The following is a 17,413-nucleotide window of genomic DNA, read 5'->3' as shown; positions in this document are numbered from 1 at the left end:
TCCGACTTGCCGGCCCCCCGGGCCGCGCCCCCGCCGCGACGGTCGGTCCCCCGCCGACCGCCGCTCCACCAGCGGCCTCGGCCGGCCCCCCACCGACCGTCGCCGCCGCGCCGCCGGCCGGGCCCGGGGCCGCGCCGCCGGGCACCGGAGCGGTCCCGGCGAGGCCCACCCCGTCCGGCCCGACCGGCGTCGCGGCGGTCGGGAGCGCCGGCGCCGCCGACCGGTGGCGCAGCGCGACCAGCACCCCGACGTCGAGCAGCGCCGTCCCGAGCAGGGCCAGCGTCCAGCCGCTGGCTCCGGGGTAGAACTCCACCGCCGCCAGCGGCGGCACCGGCTGCACGAGGATCAGCGCCGCGAACCACGGCACCGTCAGTCGGCTGAGCCGGGCGTATCCGGCGGCGACCGCCGCGCCGGCCCCCCCGACCAGCGCGGCGTACCGGGTGCCCGGCCAGCCGGAGACGCCGAACAGGTCCACCGCCCAGGCGGCGTACCCGTCGAGGACGACCAGCAGCAACCCCACCGCGGCGAACGTCTCCGCGGTGCCGCGCAGCCCGCGCCGCGCCGCGAGCAGCGGAGCGGCCAGGGTGAGCGCGGTGAACGCGGCGAGGATCAGCGCCCGGCCCGCCACGCCGACGGAAGCCCAGGCGACGGCGGTGAAGACCACCGCCGCGGTGCCGAGCAGCAGTCCGCCGAGGACGAAGAGCAGGCTCTGCACCGTCCGGGTCGAGGACTCCGGCCGCCCCGGCACCGACGGCGGCACCGGCACCGGCGGCCCGAGGACCGGCGGCACCGGGCCCGCGGGGACCGGCACCGGCCCGGCGACCTCGGCGCGGACCCGGGCCGCCAGCTCCGTACGGCGTCGTTGGGCCGCGAGCAGCCGGGAGGACAACTCCTGGTACGTCCCGCGCGCCCGCTCCACCTCACGCCCCAGCGCGACGATCTCCCGGTCCAGCCGGATCACCTCGGAGGCGAGCGGGTACGGCGGCCGGTCGCAGCCGGAGCAGCCGCGGACCAGGTCGGCCGGCGCGCCGCAGCCGGGGCAGGGGTAGGCGGTGTTCTCCACCCGGCCATCCTCGCCACCGCCGGAGGCCCGGCCCAGAGTGCGCGTACCTAGGCGCGGGTGTTCTCGTGCACCCAGGCCGCGTACGCCGGGTCGCCGCACTCCACCCGACTGACCAGGATCTCCGGCACCTCGTACGGGTGGGTGCCGCGGAGCTGGTCGACCAGCGCGGCCACCCGGTCGGGCGCCGTCTTGAACAGCACCGACCACTCGGTGCTGGTCTCCACCCCGGAGCGCCACCAGTAGGTGCTGTCCACCTTCCCGCCGACCTGCGCGCAGGCGGCCAGTCGACCGGCCACCGCCGCGGCCGCCAGCACGTCCGCGACCGGCCGGGCGTCCACCACCGTCGTCACCACGCAGATCTGCTCCACGAGGCGACCCTACGCGGGGTCGGTTCCGGTCCGACCGGGTGCCGTCGGGGCGGCCGCGTCGGCTGCGCCGCCGACGCGGTTGGCGGCGATCCACCGGTCGATCCGCGCCCACCAGTCGAAGAGCCAGTCGATGCGTTCCTGCCGTCCGGTCGGCACCTCCTCGGGCGGCACCGACCAGAACCGCATCACGATCCGCTTGTCCATCGGCAGCTCGCGCCAGACGTCGGTGACGGTGAGCATCCGGTCCAGCCCGGTGTGCGCCACGAAGATCACCCCGGCGTCCGGGGCGGCGTCGAGCGCGGCGAGCAGGCCGCCGGGCTGCGGGGCGAGCACGTGCCGCATCCGCTCGGCGCGCAGCGCCATCCGTTCCAGACCCAGCACGCGCAGCCGGGCGATCGCCCGGAGCCGGCGGCCCGGGGTGAAGTTGCCCCCCTCGGGGAAGATCACGAAGGCGTCGTCCTCGTCGAGGTCCGTGGCGAGGTGGCCGATCTGCCGGACCACCGACTCGCGGCCGTCGGGGCCGGGTGCGATGAACCGGTTGGGCAGCCGGTTGAGCAGCACGTCGATCGCCGGGTCCCACTGGAGGCTCTCCTTGAGCACGATTCGCGGCTCGCGGTTGAACCAGTTGACCAGGGCGTGGATCAGGATGAACGAGTCACCGGGGCCGGCGTGCCGGCAGACCACCAGCTCCGGTCGGCCGGGCAGGGCGGTGTCCGGGTCGGTGCCGACCACGTCGATGCTCAGCCGCAGCGTCCAACGGGCCTGCCAGAAGAGCAACCGGAGGAAGCGGCCGGCGAGCAGGTAGTGGGCGCGCTGGAACACCGGCGCCCGCTTGCGCAGGCCGAAGCCGGAGGCCAGCCAGAGCAGGAAGAGCGCGATCAGCGCGGCCGCGTCCCACACCAGGTAGACGCAGCCGATCCAGAGCAGCCGCAACGGTCGCAGCCGGCCGGGGACGAACGGCGAGACGGCCAGGCCGAGCAGCGCCCAGACCGGCACCGTGGTCACCATCAGCACCGCCAGCAGCACCACCGCCGGGGCCAGCAGCAGCCGGCGTACCCACCACGGTGGCAGCGGCATCAGCGGTCCAGGGTGGCCAGGTAGCGCCGGGAGGCGGTGTAGGCCCGGCTGATCCGCCGCCCCACCGCCGCCAGGTCCCGGTACGCCCACGGGCTGTCGTCGCGCGGCTCCAGGCCGCCGGTCGGCAGGACGTGCACCTCCACCCCGTCGGGCAGGGCGGCCATCTCCCGGGCGAACCGGTGCCGCCGGGCGATCTCGAACGCCACCTGGGCGATCTCCCAGGGCCGCCGGGGCGGCGTCAGCTCCCGTTCGATCCGTCCCACCTGGAGTACGAAGATCTGCCGCGCGCCCACCGCGACCGCTTCGCCGATCGGGATCGAGTTGACGATCCCGCCGTCGATGTAGTGCTGGTCGCCGATCCGGGCCGGTGGCAGCAGTCCTGGCACAGAGGCGGAGGCGAGCACCGCCGGCACCACCGGACCGCTGTGGAACCAGTGCTCGGCGGCCCGCTCGATGTTCGCCGCGCAGCACCGGAAGGGCACCTTCAGGTCGGCGAAGGTGGTCTCCACGCCGAGCTCGCTCTCCAGCAGCTTGCGCAGCGGCCGCGGTGAGTGCAGGTGGGTACGGGCGGCGAACCGGCGCAGCTGCCGGGCCACCGAGTCGCCGTACACCTCGCTCGCCTCGGGTGAGGCCCAGAGCCGGACCAGCCGGTCGGTGACCGCCTCGGACGGGTCGGCCGCGACCAGGGCGCCGTTGACCGCCCCGATCGAGGTGCCGAGCACGACATCGGGGCGGATCCGGGCCCGGAACAGGGCCCGCAGCATGCCCACCTCCACCGCGCCGAGGACTCCCCCGCCGCCGAGCACGAACGCCACCGGACCGCCAGCCATGCCGCTCATCCTGGCATGTCGACGCGGACCGGCCCGGTCGAGCCGCTGGCCGCCGGCCGGCCCTCGCGGTCGGCGAGCCAGCGTGCGCGCACGGTGACCGGGAGAGGGGACGGCCGTTGACAGGGCGGACACATTCCCGCAACCTGACACCACCCCCACCCCAGGCAGGTGCGATCACTGATGGCAGCGCTGCACGCCGGTAGGTTGCTGGCCCGCAGGTACCGGCTCCTGGATCAGATCGGGGCCGGGGGCATGTCGGTGATCTGGCGGGCCCGCGACGAGGTGCTCGACCGGATGGTCGCGGTCAAGGTGCTCGCCCCGTCGCTCGCCGCGGACGCCCGGTTCCGGGACATGGTCCGCGCGGAGGCCCGCTCCGCCGCTGCGCTGGTCCACCCGCACGTCACCGCCGTGCACGACTACGGCGAGGCGCTCGCCCCGGACGGCTCGATCACCTCCTTCGTGGTGATGGAGCTGCTCGCCGGCGAGGAGCTGGAACACCGGCTCGCCGAGGGGCCGCTGCCCTGGAGCGAGGCGGTCGAGGTGGGCGCCCAGGTGGCCGAGGCGCTGGCCGCCGCGCACCGGCTCGGCATCGTGCACCGGGACATCACCCCGGCCAACGTGATGATGACCCGGGTGGGGGCCAAGGTGCTCGACTTCGGCATCGCCACCCGGGTCGGCACGCCGGACAACGACGAGGACGGCGGCACCTTCGGCACCCCGGCGTACGTGGCGCCGGAGCGGCTGGACGGCGCTGCGGCCCAGCCGGCCACCGACGTCTACTCCCTCGGGGTGCTGCTCCACGAGACGCTCACCGGGCAGGTGCCGTACCCGGCGGACACCTGGGAGGAGCTCACCGTGGCGCTGCGCGACGGTGAGCCGCCGTCGCTGGACGGGGTCCCCGGGCTGCCGCCCCCGGTGGCCCGTACCTGCCTGCGCTGCCTGGCCCGCGACCCGCGCGACCGGCCCACCGCCCACCAGGTGGCGGCGGCGCTGCGCGACCAGTTGCTCCCCGGCGACCCGCAGGCCGCGACGATGCTCGCGCCGACGGTCACCCTGCCCGCGCTCGACGCGCCGGCACCCGCGCTCGACGCGCCGGCGCCTGCGCCGGCCGGGGCGTCGTCGGGCCGGCGTCCACTGCTGGTGGTGGGCGCGCTGGTGGTGACGACCACGGCCGCCGCCCTGCTCACCCCCGCCCTGCTGCCCGGCGCGGAGTCGCCCCCGGCCGCCCTGCCCACCGGCGGCCCGCGGGTCGAGCTGCCGGTCCCGCCCACCGCGCCGTCCGCCGTCCCGCCGCGGCAGCCGGCGCCGACCACCGCCGCCGCCCCGGCGCGGTCGACCGTGCCGCGACCGACCCCGGACGGCGGCCAGGGCGCCGGTGGGCTGGACGAGGCCGCCGAGCGGCTGCGCCGGCTGATCGACGACGGGGTGCGCACCGGCGACATCCGCGACGATGTCGGTCAGGACCTGCGCAACGTGCTGGGCAACCTCACCCGGGACGTCGCCGCCGGCCGGTCCGACCTGGCCGTACCGGTGGCCGCGCTGCGCCAGAAGGTCACCCGCCGGGTCGACGAGGGGGGCATCACCCCGGCGTACGCCCGGCGGCTCGACGCGGCCGTCGTGGGGCTCGCCGGGGGCCGGGCCTGAGCGGACCGGTCAGCGTGCGGCGATCGGCACCGGCTCCCGGGCCGACACCGGCGTGCCGAGGGCGAACCGGCGGTAGACGTCCTCGTAGCCGCTCGTCATCCGCTCGATGGAGAAGTTCTCGTCGACGCGCGCCACGCAGTCCGCCGGGTCCAGCCGGACCGCCTCGCGCAGCGCCGCGGGCAACTCCTCGGCGTGGTCGCGGACCAGCCCGGTCACCCCGTCGAGGACCAGTTCGGGTACGGAGCCGCGGCGCAGCGCCACCACCGGTGTCCCCGTCGCCATGGCCTCCAGGATCACCATGCCGAACGGCTCGTCCCACTGGAGCGGCATGATCAGACAGCGGGCGTCCAGCAGCAGCCGCAGGGTCGCCGGTCGGTCGGCGTTGAACACCACCGTGACGTCCTCGTCCAGCATCGGCTCGACGACGTCGGTGAAGTAGCGCCGCTCCGCGGGCTCGTTGCACTTGCCGGCGAGGACGAGCGGCAGACCGGCCGCCCGGCAGGCCCGGATCGCCACGTCGGGGCCCTTGTCCGGGCTGAACCGGGCCAGCCACAGCACCGGGCCCCGGCTGGCGACCTGCTTGCGCGGGACGTCCCGCACGTCCATCGCGTTGTGCACGGTCCCCGCCCAGGGCAGGCCCGGGTTCAACCGCCGCTGGGCGTGCGAGATGGCGACCAGCCCGACGCCGTGGTCGGCGTCGCTGAGCACGGCGCCGTACTCCCCCACCGGGTTGCCGTGCACGGTCGCCACGGTCGGCACCGCCCGGCGGCGGGCGACCAGCGGCCCGATGGTGGTGTGGTCGTGTACGACGTCGAAGTCCGCCGCGTTGATCAGGTGGTTCGTCCGGCTCAGGTGGGCCAGCTCGGGCAGCGCCTCACCGAGCCGCTCGTACTGGAGGTCGGCGATGGTGGAGACGAAGTCGGCGGCGGTGCCGTGGTGCCGGCCGGCGCCGAAGAGGGTCACCGCGTGCCCGCGTGCGACCAGGCTGTCCACCAGTCCGTGCACGACCTGCTCCAGCCCCCCGTAGCCGGGGGGCGGCACCGAGAGCCACGGCGGGACCAGCATGGCGATCCGCAGCCGCCGCTCGGGCGGACGCTCCGACGGACGGTGGGTCTCGGCCACGAATCCTCCCCGTTGGTCCCTGGCGAGCGGGATCGGCGGCGATTTCCCCGTCCCGAGGGCGTCAAACGGACATCCCGTCCGTGCTCAGCCGGTGACGACCAGCCGGTCGTCCACCGCCCGCACGCCGGGGGCCGACCAGGCGACCCGCTCCGCCTCGTCCCGGTCGCCCCAGGAGCGGACCGTTCCCCGCAGCACGACGGTGTCGCCGGCCACCTCGGCGGTGATCGCCTCGGTGCCGGCCCGCCGGAGCAGCGCCCGACGCAGGTCGCGGGCGGTCTGTTCGACGCTCGGCGGGGCCGAGGGGACCACGTCGACCAGGTTGGTCACCCCGCGCACGCCGCGCAGCCGGCGCACCTCCTGCTCGGCGGTACGGCGCTGATAGCCGAACTCCACCTCGCCGCGGAGCATCAACCAGCCGTCGGAGACGGTGACGTCGAGTCGTTCCGAGGGCACGAAGCTGTCCCATTCCAGTGCCCGGACGGCGGCCAGGGCGAGTTCGCCGTCGTCCTGGCCGTCGAGGCCGGGCAGGCGTACCTCGATGTCGTCGGCGACCGCGCGGACGCCGCGCACCCGGTGCGCGCAGCGCTGCGCCGCCCACTTGCGGGCGTAGCTGTCCGCCCGGCCGGTGAGGGTGACCACGCCGTCGGCGACGGTCACCCCGATCTCGCTCGGCTGGGCCTGCGGGTCCCAGTCCAGCTCGGCCAGGACGTCGCGCTGGATCTGCGGGTCGGTACGAACGGCCGCTGCCGTGCCCATGGCGTCCCCTCCCGTGCGGTCGGCTCGGTGCCGACTGTGGCGGCAGGTCGGGTGAGGCCGCCTCACCCGGGCGGGATGAGGACGTGAAAAGGGCGGCGGGCGACGGAGCCAACCCCCTTGGCTCCACCGCCCGCCGCCCCGGAGAGGCAGGTCTGGTTGTTATGACATCTCGGCGAGCGTGACGGTTGCCCTCGCCTCGGACCCGTTCCGCTGGTAGGTCACCTCGACCCGGTCGCCGACCTTGCCGGCCTGCACGGCGCCGACGAGATCGTTGGAATCGTTGATCACCTTGTCGCCGAACCGGGTGATGACGTCGCCCCGCTGGAGGCCGGCCTTCTCGGCGGCGCTGCCGGGGGCGACCGCGGCGACCAGGGCTCCGCCGTTCTCGGCCGCGTTGACGCTGACCCCGAGGGAGGGGTGGCTGACCTTCTCGCCGCGCTGGAGCTTCTCCGCGACGTCCCTGGCCTTGTTGCTGGGGATGGCGAAGCCGACGCCGATGTTGCCGCTGCTGCCCTGCCCGGCGGTGGCGATCGCGGTGTTGATCCCGATCACCTCGCCCCGGGTGTTGACCAGCGCGCCACCGGAGTTGCCCGGGTTGATCGGGGCGTCGGTCTGGAGCAGCCCGGAGATCGAGCTGGCGCCCTGCTGCGGCTGCTGGCCGTTCCCGCCGGCCTGGATGGTCCGGTCGCGGGCGCTGAGGATGCCGGCGGTGACCGAGCCCTGCAGGCCCAGGGGGCTGCCCAGGGCGAGGACCTGGTCGCCGACCTGCATGGCGTCGCTGTCGCCGAGCCGGGCGGCCTTCAGGTCGCCGACGCCGCTCACCTTCAGCACCGCGAGGTCGGTCTTCGGGTCGGTGCCGACGATCTTGGCCTGGGCGTTCTTGCCGTTGGCGAAGATCACCCGGACGGTGTCGGCGGGGGCGGTGGCGACGACGTGGTTGTTGGTCAGCACGTAGCCGTCGGCGCTGAGGACCACCCCCGAGCCCTCACCGCTGCCGGTGGCGATCGAGACGACGCTGTCCTGCACGGCCGCGGCGATCTTCGGCAGGTCGGCACTGTTGATCACCGGGGCTGCCGAGTAGGTGCGGGTGATGCCGCCCGAGCCGCCGTCGACGGCCAGGGCGAGCGCGCCGCCGGCCACGCCGGAGCCGAGCATCAGCGCGAACACCGCCACGCCCGCGCCGACGAACTTGGCGACCCTGCCCGGGCGGGGCGCCGGGCCGGCGGCCCAGGGCGGCACCGGCTGGCCGGCGTGCTGCGGCGGGAACGGACCGCCGGGGCCCTGCGGGGACGGGTAGCCGGCCGGCCAGCCGCCCTGCTGGCCCTGCGGGTACGGGCCGGGCTGCCCGACGACCGGGTACGGCCGGTGACCCGGGTACGCACCGCCGGCCGGGTACGGCGTGGCGGACGTCTGACCGGACGCCGGGTAGCCGGCGGCGGAGCTCGGCGCACCCGGCGCGTGGGCAGCGGCGGGCGGGCCGTACGGCGAAGCGTGCGACGGCGGGTGGGGCGCGCCGGAGGACGGGGCGCCGGCCGGCTCCCCCGCGCCGCCGGCGGCCTCGCCCGGACGGTCGACCGGAGCGGCCGGGAAGACGGCGGCGCCCTCGGACTCCCCGCGCTCGACGCGGGACAGCTCGGCGGTGGGGTGCGACGGCTCCGCGTCGGGGGCGGCGGGCCGCCGCTGCGGGTCGGTCTCGAACTCGGTCATGGGGTCAGCTTCCCCTGGCGCACTGTCACCAGCCTGGAACCCGCCTGAATGTTTTCTGAAAGTCATTCCCCGTGGCTGCCGTCGTCCGGCAGCAGCGGCAGCCGGACCTGGAAGGTGGCCCCACCGCCCGGCGTCTCGGCGACGCCGACCGTGCCGTGGTGCGCGGCCACCAGCGCCGCGACGATGGCCAGCCCCAGCCCGGTGCTGGTGATGCCGCCGGCCCGGCGGGTCCGCGCCGCGTCGGCCCGGTAGAAGCGCTCGAAGACCCGCTCGGCCTGCTCCGGGCTGAGCCCGGGGCCGGTGTCGGACACCTCCACCACGGCCAGGTTCCCCGGCTCGGCCCGCAGCCGCAGGGTCACCGAAGCGTCGGGTGGGGTGTGGGTGAGCGCGTTGGTCATCAGGTTGCCGATCACCTGGCGCAACCGGGCGTCGTCGCCGTGCACCACCAGCGGGCCGGAGCCGGGCTCGATCTCCAGCTCGATCCGACGGTCCGGGGCGACCACGCGGGCCGCCTGCACCGCGTCGGAGGCCAGCACCGGCAGCTCCACCGGGGCCAGGGAGAGCGGCCGTTCCCGGTCCAGCCGGGCGAGCAGCAGCAGATCCTCCACCAGCAGGCCCATCCGGGCCGCCTCGTCCTCGATCCGCCGCAGCAGGTCGGCGGTCTGCTCCGGGGAGCGGGCGGCGCCCTGCCGGTACAGCTCGGCGAAGCCGCGGATGGTGGTCAGCGGGGTGCGCAGCTCGTGCGAGGCGTCCGCGACGAACTGCCGCATCCGCTCCTCGGAGCGGCGGGCCCGCGCCTCGGAGATCTGGGCCCCGTACGCCGCGTCGCGGGCGCTCGCCTCCGCCGACCGGGCGGCGGTCTCGGAGGCCGCCCGGGCGGTGAAGGCCGCCTCGATCTGGGCGAGCATCGCGTTCAACGCCCGGGAGAGCCGACCCAGCTCGGAGGTGGCGCAGAGCTGCCCCTCCTCCGGGTCGGGGACCCGTCTGGTCAGGTCGCCGCCGGCGATCGCGGCGGCGGTCCGTTCGATCTCCACCAGCGGCTTCAGGCTGGTCCGCACGATCGCGGCGCCCAGCGAGGCGAGCAGGATCAACACCGCCCCGCCGACCAGCAGGTCTATCCAGACCAACTGCTTGACCGCGAGATCGACGTCGGTGAGGTGCTGCCCGACCGCCAGCACGCTGCCGTCGGGCAGCTCGGCGTAGAGCATCCGCCAGCGGGACTTGCCGTCGATCGACCGCACGGTACGCGGTTCACCCACCCGCTCGCCGTACCCCTCGAAGTTCGTCGGCAGCGGCGGCAGCTGCTCGGGGGTGAGGTTGGCCTGGTCGAATTCAGCCCCGGTCACCCGCTGCGGTTCGGCGAGCGAGACCAGGTAGTCGCTGGGCAGCGTGGCGCCGCCGACGGCGCCCGAGCGCAGCGCGGTCAGCAGCGTGCCCACCTGCTGGGTGGTGCCGCGCAGCTCCTCGTCCACCTGCCCGACCAGGTAGTCGCGCAGGAAGTACGTGGTCAGCGAGCTGATCACCACCAGCGCGGCGGCGACCAGCGCCAGCACCGACGCGACCAGCTTGATCCGCAGCGGTACGCCGCGGAGTCGACCCTTGGCCTCGTCGAGGACGCTCACCGGTCCACCGTGGTCCGCGACTGCGGGGCTCGCAGGACCGGCTCACTCCTCGCGCTCACCGGTCCACCGATGGTTCGCGACTGCGGGGCTCGCAGAACCGGCTCACTCCTCGCGCTCACGCTGCCGATGGTTCGCGACTGCGGGGCTCGCAGAACCGGCTCACTCCTCGCGCTCACGCTGCCGGCTTGCGCAGCACGTAGCCCACCCCGCGCAGGGTGTGGATCAGCCGTGGCGGGGTGTTGTCCACCTTGCGGCGCAGGTAGGAGATGTAGGACTCGACGATGTTGTCGTCGCCCCGGAAGTCGTAGTTCCAGACGTGGTCGAGGATCTGCGCCTTGGAGAGCACCCGGTTTGCGTTGAGCATCAGGTAGCGCAGCAGCTTGAACTCGGTGGGCGAGAGCTGCACCCGCTGGCCGGCCCGGTGCACCTCGTGGGTCTCCTCGTCCAGCTCCAGGTCGGCGAAGGTGAGCCGGGACGGGGCGTGCTCACCGGTGGCCGTACGCCGCAGCACCGCCCTGATCCGGGCGGTCAACTCCTCCAGGCTGAACGGCTTGGTGACGTAGTCGTCGCCGCCCAGGGTCAGCCCGCGGATCTTGTCGTCGGTGGCGTCCCGGGCGGTCAGGAAGACCACCGGGGTACGGGTGCCGCCCTCGCGGAGCATCCGGATCACCTCGAAGCCGTCCAGGTCGGGCAGCATCACGTCGAGCACGACCAGGTCGGGACGGTGGTCCTTGGCGGCGTGCAGGGCCGCGCTGCCGCTGGTGGCGGTCGCCACGTCGAAACCGGCGAACCGCAGACTGGCGGAGAGCAGTTCGAGGATGTTGGGGTCGTCCTCGACGACCAGCAGTCGCGCCTCGGTCTGGGTTGCGGCCATGCCGGCAATCATCCGGGACGTCGCTGCGGCGGCGCTGGACGCTTCCTGGAAAAAACCTGTGAGCGGCTCAGCGCAGCAGCCGGCGCAGCCCGTCCAGCGCCCCGTCGAGGATCCGGATCGCGGTACGCAACTGGACGTCGCTGAGCCGCCCGGCCCGGACCAGCGCGCCGACCTCCACGGTGAAGGTGGCCAGCCGCTGATCGAACTCGGCCAGCAGGGGGGACGCGCCGGCCGCGGGCGGCGGGCCGGGCCGCGGCCCGGGGGCGGGCCGGTCCCACCGGGCCGGTCGGGTCTGCCGGGCCGCCTCGCGCAGCTCACGCTTGAGGTCGCGCACCGAGCCGCGCACCTCGGTCCGGATCTCCCCGGCCAGGGTGGAGAGGTCCTCCACCGAGGCGTCGATGTCCGATTCCAAGGTGGTCAGCTCGCCGGCCCGCTGCCGCAGCTCGGCCCGGCCCAGGTCGGTGATCTCGTAGACCTTGCGGCCACCGGCGGCGGTGTGGCTGACCAGCCCGTCGGCCTCCAGCCGTTGCAGGCGGGGGTAGATGGTGCCGGCGCTCGGGGCGTACAGGCCGAGGAAACGCTCCTCCAGCAGCCGGATCAGCTCGTAGCCGTGCTTCGGGCCGGCGTCGAGCAGCTTGAGCAGGTAGAGCCGGAGCCGCCCGTGGCTGAACACGGCGGTCACGGCAGCTCCTCCTGGTCGTCGTCCACCGGACGGGCGAGCAGCGCGATGCTGCCCGAGGTCGCGGACGCCCAGAGCCTACCGTCGCCGGTGCCGAGCACCCCCTCGACGTCGCGTACCGCGCCGTGCCCGCTGGACGGCCACATCTGCGCGAAGCCGGTGGTGATCCGGCCGGCCATGGTGTGCAGCCGGACGGCGAGGTCGCTGTCCTCGCGGAGCCGGACGGTGATCCCGCCGGAGATGGTGCTGAGCCGGATCTCGCTGCTTCGCGGGTTGTCGAAGTCGCAGGTGATCGAGCCGGAGACGGTCTGGGCGCGGACCGAGGCGGGTGCGCTGTCGGCCAGGACGACCTCACCGGAGACGGTCTCGAGAGTGAGCTCGCCGGCCACTCCCAGCGCCTCCACCGGACCGGAGGTGATCTTCGCGAAGGTCCGGCCGCGGAGCCCCATCAGGGTGATCTGGCCGGAGACCACCTCGGCCCGGGTCTCCCCGCGCAGCCCCGAGGCGACCAGCTGCCCGTCGACCAGCCGGAGCGTGGCCAGCACCTGGGCGGGGACGGCGACGGAGACGTCGACGCGGGGCCAGCGGGCGAGGGGGCCCACCCAGCGCAGCGCCTCCGACCAGCGGAACTTCCGCTCCTGCCGAATGCTCAGCCGCCCGTCGTGGTGCTCCACGAGCAGGGGCCGCCGGTCGCCGGCGGCCCGGGTGACGTCGATCCGCGCCGGACCATCGGTGCCGACCACGTTGAGTCGCCCGCTGATCAGGCGGACGTCGAGTTCGGTGACCGGGTCGTCCAACGTGAAGCGTCGTGGCTGGTCCACGGTCCAGGTCGTCATGGCGCCCCTCCCCTCGCGCGGCCCGGCCGGACGGCACACCGCTCAGGAGGAGAGCGTAACGCGATACATCGCGATAGAACAAGACTGTCGCGAGTCTTCGGGACGGTCAGGCGGCGAGGTCGGTCTCCCCCGCACCGGGCACGCCGGAGGTGACCGACGACGGCGCCCCGAACGCCGGCCGGACCGCCACCGCACCTGCCGGCCCGGCCGGTGGCGGCGCCGGCACCGCGCGCGGCGGGACCGGCGCCGCGTGCGGGCGGGCCCGCACCGCTGGCGGCGGGACCGGTCGTGCCGGCACCAGGTGCACCGCGGCCTCGGCGGCCCGGGCCAGCAGTCGCCGGTCGGCGTCCCGGGCCGGATGCAGGGCGGCCGTCACCCGGACGGCGAGCACCAGGTCACGCCCGGCGAGCACCCGGCGCACCGACTGCCAGAGGTTCTCCTCGCCGAGGAACGCCGCCGCCGTGGTCACCTCCCCCGTGACCGCCGAGCGGTACTCCAGGCGCAGCGGCACGACCGGCGCCCCGGCGTCGATCGCCGCCTGGAAGACCGCCGGGCGGAAACCCCGGCCCGGTCGGCAGGCGGCCGGCGCGGCGGTACCGCACCAGGTCGTACCCTCCGGGAAGACCGCGACCGGGTGACCGGCGCGCAGCGCGCCGGCGAGCCGGGCCACCGTCACCGGCAGGTCACGGGGCCGGGAGCGGTCCACGAAGAACGCGCCGCCGGCGCGGGCCAGCAACCCGACCAGCGGCCAGGCCCGGACCTCCCGCTTCGCCAGCAGCCGGGCCGGCGCGACCGCCAGGATCGCGAGGACGTCCAGCCAGGAGACGTGGTTGGCGACCAGCAGCGCCCGCCGCCGGGGCGGGCGCCCGTGGACCTCCAGCCGCACGCCGAGGGCGCGGGCGGTCCCCCGCGCCCAGGCCCGCACCACCGCCGCGCGCTCCGCCGCCGGCAGCAGCGCCAACGGCGCGGCCAGACCGGCCCCGGCCAGCAGCATCCCGAGTACGCCGGCCAGCCGCGCCAGCCGCCGGGCCACCGGTACGGCCGGTGCCCGCGCCGGCAGGCAGGCCGGGCCGCAGCCGGAGGTGGGCCGCCACAACTCGGCGCTCATCCCTCGGCCCCGCCCAGGAAGTGGCGCAGGTAGCGCGGGTTCATCCGGTCCAGGGAGAAGAGCACGTAGAAGTCGGCCACCCCGAAGTCCGGGTCGTACGCCGGTTCGCCGGCGATCCAGGCGCCGAGCCGGAGGTAGCCGCGCAGCAGTGGCGGCACCGGCGCCGGGCCGGCGGGCTCGGACGGCGCGGTGGCGGACGCCGCCGCGCCGGGCTCGGCGAACCAGGGGCGCAGCGGGCGGACCCGCAGCAGCGGCGGCGCCAGGTGCCCGGACCGGACCCGGGCCCACACCTCGGCGGCGGCCCGGCCCCCGTCGGCCACCGGCACCGAGGCGCAGCCACCCAGCCAGCCGGAGCCGCGCAGGTGCAGGTAGCGGACGATCCCGGCCCACATCAGGTTGATCACGGCGCCGGAGCGGTGGTCGGGGTGGACGCAGGCGCGGCCCGCCTCGACCAGCCTGTCCCGGAGCGGATGGAGTGCGGCCAGGTCGAACTCGCCCTCGGCGTACCGGCGGTCGGTGCGCCCGGGCGGCAGCAGCCGGTAGGTGCCGACCACCGCGCCGGTGCGCTCGTCGCGCACGATCAGGTGGTCGCAGTACGGGTCCAGATCGTCGGCGTCCACCCCGCCCGGGCGCGGGGTGGCGCCCAGTTCGGTGGCGAAGACGTCGTGACGCAGGCGTTGCGCGGCCGCGACCTGGGTCGGGTCGTCGGCGATCAGCAGGGTGTATCCGCTGGTCGTCAGGGGTGCGCCAGCGGCGTGCAGAACGGCCATGGAACCTGTGTAGGTGCCCGGGGTTGCCGGTCGCCCGGGGGTGGGTGTCGATCCGGTGAACGCCGTCCGGCGGTCGGGCCCGGTCCGCCGCTGTGCGAGGCTGCCCCCGCGGATCCGGCGACGACGCCGGGCACGACGGAGGTGCTTGGATGATCATCGAGTCCCGGTACAACGGGCCGCCCGGCTCGGGCAACGGTGGGTGGAGCGCCGGCGTCTTCGCCGCCGCGTACGGCGGGGACCGGCCGGTCGAGGTGACGCTGCGCCGCCCACCGCCGCTGGACACCCCGCTGACCCTGGCCGACGGCGACGTCCTCGACCCCGCCGGGCGGCTCGTCGCCCAGGTACGCCCGACCGACGACCCGCCCCCGGCGGTCGCCCCGGTGGACCCGGAGACCGCGGCCGCCGCCTCGGCGGCGTACCCCGGGCTGGTGGACCACCCCTTTCCCGGCTGCTACGTCTGCGGCCCGGCGCACCCGGACGGGCTGCGGATCTTCCCCGGTCGGCTGCCGGACGGCCGGACCGCCGCGGTGTTCCGGGCGCCCGGGCGGGTCGAGCCGGCGACGGTCTGGGCGGCGCTGGACTGCCCGGGCGGCTGGGCGGTCATCGCCCCCGGCCGGCCGTACGTCCTGGGCCGGATCGCCGCGCTGGTCGAGGCGCTCCCGGCGCCCGGCGAGGCGTGCGTGGTGACCGGCCGGACGGTCGGCGGCGAGGGACGCAAGGCGACCGTCCACACCAGCCTGTACGACTCGACCGGCGCGCTGCTCGGCCGGGCCCGGGCCACCTGGATCGCGCTGCCGGAGCCGGCGTCTCGTCCCTGAGGAGGAGTCCCCTCCTGCCTCGGGCGGAGCGCCGGCTGGGGAGCAGGCCCGATTGACCGGCTTGCGCCCCCTTGCCAGGCTGTGCCACGGCGCAGACCGCAACGGCGCCGCACAGCGCGGCGCGTGCAGCGCCGCCGCACGGGAGGAGAACGATGTCCGACGGGCAGTGGAGCCCCAGCACCGGCCAGATCGTCGTGTCCGGACTGACCAAGCAGTACAAGAACGTCCGGGCGGTGGACAACCTGTCCTTCACCGTCGAGCCGGGTCGGGTCACCGGCTTCCTCGGCCCGAACGGGGCCGGTAAGACGACCACCCTGCGCATGCTGCTGAACCTGGTGACCCCGACCAGCGGCGCGGCCACCATCGGCGGCCACCGGTACGCCGACCTGACCGACCCGCTGCGGCACGTCGGGGCGGTCCTGGAGGCGTCCAGCGCGCACAAGGGCCGGACCGGGCGCAACCACCTGCGGGTGATCTGCGCGGCGGCCGGCCTGCCGAAGGGACGGGCCGACGAGGCGCTGGCCCTGGTCGGGCTGACGCCGGCCGCGACGCGCAAGTTCAAGGGCTACTCGCTGGGCATGAAGCAGCGGCTCGGCATCGCCGCGGCGATGCTCGGCGACCCCCGGGTGCTGATCCTCGACGAGCCGGCCAACGGGCTGGACCCGGAGGGCATCCGGTGGATGCGCGGGTTCCTCAAGAACCTCGCCCAGGAGGGGCGCACGGTGCTGGTCTCCAGCCACCTGCTGTCCGAGATGCAGCTCCTCGCCGACGACGTGGTGATCATCGCGGCCGGCCAGCTGGTCCGGCAGGGCCCGGTGGAGCAGGTGATCGGCTCGATGGCACAGGGCCTCCGGGTGCGGGTCCGCACCCCGCAGGCCGACGAGCTGACCGCCGCGCTGACGGCGCGGTCGGCCACCGTCACCCCGGACGGGCAGGGCGTGCTGATGGTCGACGGGGTGGACGCGCCGACCGTGGGCCGCACCGCGCTGACCGCCGGCGTGGAGCTGCACGAGCTGACCACCGAACGACCCGACCTGGAACGGGTCTTCCTGGAACTGACGGCCGGGAAGGCGGGCATCCGATGAACCTCGTCCGGTCCGAACTGCTGAAGATCCGTACCACCAGCACCTGGTGGCTGCTCGGCATCGGGGCGTTCCTGTCGCTCGCCCTGGCCTTCGCGATCAACGCCTGGCTCGCCCACGAGACGCTCACCGGCAACGCCGAGGACTTCGGGATCACCGGGGAGCAGGCGACGGCCGCCGCGCAGGCGGCCAACCTCTACACCTCGGGCCAGTACCTGGGGCTGCTCTTCGTGATGCTGATCGGCATCCTGATGGTCACCAACGAGTTCTTCCACCAGACGGCGACCACGACCTTCCTGGCCACCCCCAGGCGCACCTCGGTCATCCTGGCCAAGCTCGCCGCGGCGTCCCTGCTGGGCTTCGCGTTCTGGCTGGCCACCACGGTGATCGACCTGGCCGCCGGGGCGATCTTCCTGACCCTCGACGGGCACGGCACCCAGCTCGGCGAGTGGGCGGTGCACCGGGCGCTGCTGCTCAACCTGCTGGCGTACGCGATCTGGACGATCCTCGGGGTGGGCCTCGGCACACTGATCCCCAACCAGCTCGGCGCGGTGATCACCGCCGCGCTCGTCTACCTGATCGGCACCCAGGTCGTGCAGCTGCTGTTCTTCCTGCTCTCCAGCTGGCTGGACAGCGAGGCGGTGGTGAAGTGGCAGGTGGTCTGGCCGGCCGTGGCGTCCCAGGTGATGATCAGCGGGGAGGCCTCCGAGCTGCTGCCCGCCTGGTGGGTGGGCGCCCTCGTGCTGGTCGGCTACGCCCTGGTCAGCGGGGTCGCCGGGGTGCTCATCACCCGGCGGCGCGACATCTCCTGAACCGACCCGCTCCCGCGGGCACCGACGGCCCGGTGCGGTGGCACGACGCCAGCGCACCGGGCCGTCCGGTCATAACAGCAGTCGATCCCGGACGCAGCGTTTGCTGAACTTCTGGCATCTTCTGTGAAACGGACCACCCGAAGGAGGCGGAAATGCCGGCGGCATTCCTACGGCGTAGCCTGGGAGCCGTCTTCCGTACGCCGCGCTTCCGGGCGGCGGGGGCCCACCGCGTGACCTAACGAACC

At 75.0% G+C, this 17,413-nt stretch carries 16 protein-coding genes and 1 pseudogene; 4 read left to right on the top strand and 13 right to left on the bottom strand.

Annotated features, from left to right (window positions below; genetic code table 11):
- The 4 genes and pseudogenes from V6U79_RS14255 to V6U79_RS14240 form a co-directional block, all read right to left on the bottom strand.
- A pseudogene (locus V6U79_RS14255) lies at positions 1 to 1,063 on the bottom strand (SCO7613 C-terminal domain-containing membrane protein); the annotation flags it as partial.
- 47 nt (positions 1,064 to 1,110) lie between these two features.
- Entirely contained in the window at positions 1,111 to 1,431 is a 321-nt protein-coding gene (gene cutA, locus V6U79_RS14250; RefSeq protein ID WP_334524283.1) for a divalent-cation tolerance protein CutA, read from the bottom strand.
- A 9-nt stretch (positions 1,432 to 1,440) separates the two neighbouring features.
- Complete coding sequence (locus tag V6U79_RS14245; protein WP_334614898.1) at positions 1,441 to 2,508, bottom strand: 1-acyl-sn-glycerol-3-phosphate acyltransferase; 1,068 nt, start codon at positions 2,506 to 2,508, stop codon at positions 1,441 to 1,443.
- Positions 2,508 to 3,338, bottom strand: a complete 831-nt coding sequence (locus V6U79_RS14240; RefSeq protein ID WP_334524289.1) for a patatin-like phospholipase family protein — start codon at positions 3,336 to 3,338, stop codon at positions 2,508 to 2,510. The genes V6U79_RS14245 and V6U79_RS14240 overlap by 1 nt, the downstream gene beginning before the upstream one ends.
- 180 nt (positions 3,339 to 3,518) lie before the next feature.
- Here V6U79_RS14240 and V6U79_RS14235 point away from each other — a divergent pair, with 180 nt between their 5' ends.
- Positions 3,519 to 4,982, top strand: coding sequence for a serine/threonine-protein kinase (locus V6U79_RS14235; protein ID WP_334614897.1), 1,464 nt, complete (start codon positions 3,519 to 3,521; stop codon positions 4,980 to 4,982).
- A gap of 9 nt (positions 4,983 to 4,991) precedes the next feature.
- On the opposite strand, the gene V6U79_RS14230 is transcribed toward V6U79_RS14235, so the two are convergent.
- From V6U79_RS14230 to V6U79_RS14190, 9 genes are all read right to left on the bottom strand, one after another.
- Positions 4,992 to 6,047 (bottom strand): glycosyltransferase family 4 protein, encoded by a 1,056-nt coding sequence (locus V6U79_RS14230; protein WP_334524326.1) that lies wholly within the window; start codon positions 6,045 to 6,047, stop codon positions 4,992 to 4,994.
- 141 nt (positions 6,048 to 6,188) lie between these two features.
- Positions 6,189 to 6,860 (bottom strand): BON domain-containing protein, encoded by a 672-nt coding sequence (locus V6U79_RS14225; protein WP_334524296.1) that lies wholly within the window; start codon positions 6,858 to 6,860, stop codon positions 6,189 to 6,191.
- A 159-nt stretch (positions 6,861 to 7,019) separates the two neighbouring features.
- Complete coding sequence (locus V6U79_RS14220) at positions 7,020 to 8,567, bottom strand: S1C family serine protease (RefSeq protein WP_334614896.1); 1,548 nt, start codon at positions 8,565 to 8,567, stop codon at positions 7,020 to 7,022.
- A 62-nt stretch (positions 8,568 to 8,629) separates the two neighbouring features.
- The gene (locus V6U79_RS14215; RefSeq protein ID WP_334614895.1) at positions 8,630 to 10,189 is read right to left on the bottom strand and encodes a sensor histidine kinase; all 1,560 of its coding nucleotides are present in this window, start codon (positions 10,187 to 10,189) and stop codon (positions 8,630 to 8,632) included.
- 172 nt (positions 10,190 to 10,361) lie between these two features.
- Positions 10,362 to 11,063, bottom strand: coding sequence for a response regulator transcription factor (locus V6U79_RS14210; RefSeq protein ID WP_334524305.1), 702 nt, complete (start codon positions 11,061 to 11,063; stop codon positions 10,362 to 10,364).
- A gap of 67 nt (positions 11,064 to 11,130) precedes the next feature.
- Positions 11,131 to 11,745, bottom strand: coding sequence for a PadR family transcriptional regulator (locus V6U79_RS14205; protein ID WP_334614894.1), 615 nt, complete (start codon positions 11,743 to 11,745; stop codon positions 11,131 to 11,133).
- Positions 11,742 to 12,578, bottom strand: a complete 837-nt coding sequence (locus tag V6U79_RS14200; RefSeq protein WP_334524311.1) for a DUF4097 family beta strand repeat-containing protein — start codon at positions 12,576 to 12,578, stop codon at positions 11,742 to 11,744. Before V6U79_RS14200 ends, V6U79_RS14205 begins: the two co-directional genes overlap by 4 nt.
- 106 nt (positions 12,579 to 12,684) lie before the next feature.
- Positions 12,685 to 13,686, bottom strand: a complete 1,002-nt coding sequence (locus V6U79_RS14195) for a lysophospholipid acyltransferase family protein (RefSeq protein WP_334614893.1) — start codon at positions 13,684 to 13,686, stop codon at positions 12,685 to 12,687.
- Positions 13,683 to 14,456 carry a GNAT family N-acetyltransferase gene (locus V6U79_RS14190; protein ID WP_334524314.1) on the bottom strand — a complete coding sequence of 258 codons (774 nt, stop codon included), beginning with the start codon at positions 14,454 to 14,456 and terminating at the stop codon, positions 13,683 to 13,685. Before V6U79_RS14190 ends, V6U79_RS14195 begins: the two co-directional genes overlap by 4 nt.
- A gap of 149 nt (positions 14,457 to 14,605) precedes the next feature.
- Here V6U79_RS14190 and V6U79_RS14185 point away from each other — a divergent pair, with 149 nt between their 5' ends.
- The 3 genes from V6U79_RS14185 (at position 14,606) to V6U79_RS14175 (ending at position 17,168) form a co-directional block, all read left to right on the top strand.
- The gene (locus V6U79_RS14185) at positions 14,606 to 15,274 is read left to right on the top strand and encodes a hotdog fold domain-containing protein (protein ID WP_334524317.1); all 669 of its coding nucleotides are present in this window, start codon (positions 14,606 to 14,608) and stop codon (positions 15,272 to 15,274) included.
- 152 nt (positions 15,275 to 15,426) lie between these two features.
- Positions 15,427 to 16,359 (top strand): ABC transporter ATP-binding protein, encoded by a 933-nt coding sequence (locus tag V6U79_RS14180; RefSeq protein WP_334524320.1) that lies wholly within the window; start codon positions 15,427 to 15,429, stop codon positions 16,357 to 16,359.
- The gene (locus tag V6U79_RS14175; RefSeq protein WP_334524323.1) at positions 16,356 to 17,168 is read left to right on the top strand and encodes an ABC transporter permease; all 813 of its coding nucleotides are present in this window, start codon (positions 16,356 to 16,358) and stop codon (positions 17,166 to 17,168) included. Before V6U79_RS14180 ends, V6U79_RS14175 begins: the two co-directional genes overlap by 4 nt.
- The last annotated feature ends 245 nt before the right edge of the window (positions 17,169 to 17,413 follow it).

Origin of the sequence: Micromonospora psammae, from assembly GCF_036902725.1 — a bacterium.
In the GTDB taxonomy this organism is placed as follows: domain Bacteria; phylum Actinomycetota; class Actinomycetes; order Mycobacteriales; family Micromonosporaceae; genus Micromonospora.
This window is presented reverse-complemented; position numbering and strand designations above follow the sequence as displayed.

Excerpts from the sequence above, each read along its gene's own strand:
- V6U79_RS14245 (WP_334614898.1), bottom strand. The coding sequence starts at position 2,508 with ATGCCGCTGCCACCGTGGTGGGTACGCCGGCTGCTGCTGGCCCCGGCG.
- V6U79_RS14240 (WP_334524289.1), bottom strand. The coding sequence starts at position 3,338 with ATGGCTGGCGGTCCGGTGGCGTTCGTGCTCGGCGGCGGGGGAGTCCTC.
- V6U79_RS14235 (WP_334614897.1), top strand. The coding sequence starts at position 3,519 with ATGGCAGCGCTGCACGCCGGTAGGTTGCTGGCCCGCAGGTACCGGCTC.
- V6U79_RS14230 (WP_334524326.1), bottom strand. The coding sequence starts at position 6,047 with ATGCTGGTCCCGCCGTGGCTCTCGGTGCCGCCCCCCGGCTACGGGGGG.
- V6U79_RS14225 (WP_334524296.1), bottom strand. The coding sequence starts at position 6,860 with ATGGGCACGGCAGCGGCCGTTCGTACCGACCCGCAGATCCAGCGCGAC.
- V6U79_RS14220 (WP_334614896.1), bottom strand. The coding sequence starts at position 8,567 with ATGACCGAGTTCGAGACCGACCCGCAGCGGCGGCCCGCCGCCCCCGAC.
- V6U79_RS14210 (WP_334524305.1), bottom strand. The coding sequence starts at position 11,063 with ATGGCCGCAACCCAGACCGAGGCGCGACTGCTGGTCGTCGAGGACGAC.
- V6U79_RS14200 (WP_334524311.1), bottom strand. The coding sequence starts at position 12,578 with ATGACGACCTGGACCGTGGACCAGCCACGACGCTTCACGTTGGACGAC.
- V6U79_RS14195 (WP_334614893.1), bottom strand. The coding sequence starts at position 13,686 with ATGAGCGCCGAGTTGTGGCGGCCCACCTCCGGCTGCGGCCCGGCCTGC.
- V6U79_RS14190 (WP_334524314.1), bottom strand. The coding sequence starts at position 14,456 with ATGGCCGTTCTGCACGCCGCTGGCGCACCCCTGACGACCAGCGGATAC.
- V6U79_RS14185 (WP_334524317.1), top strand. The coding sequence starts at position 14,606 with ATGATCATCGAGTCCCGGTACAACGGGCCGCCCGGCTCGGGCAACGGT.
- V6U79_RS14180 (WP_334524320.1), top strand. The coding sequence starts at position 15,427 with ATGTCCGACGGGCAGTGGAGCCCCAGCACCGGCCAGATCGTCGTGTCC.
- V6U79_RS14175 (WP_334524323.1), top strand. The coding sequence starts at position 16,356 with ATGAACCTCGTCCGGTCCGAACTGCTGAAGATCCGTACCACCAGCACC.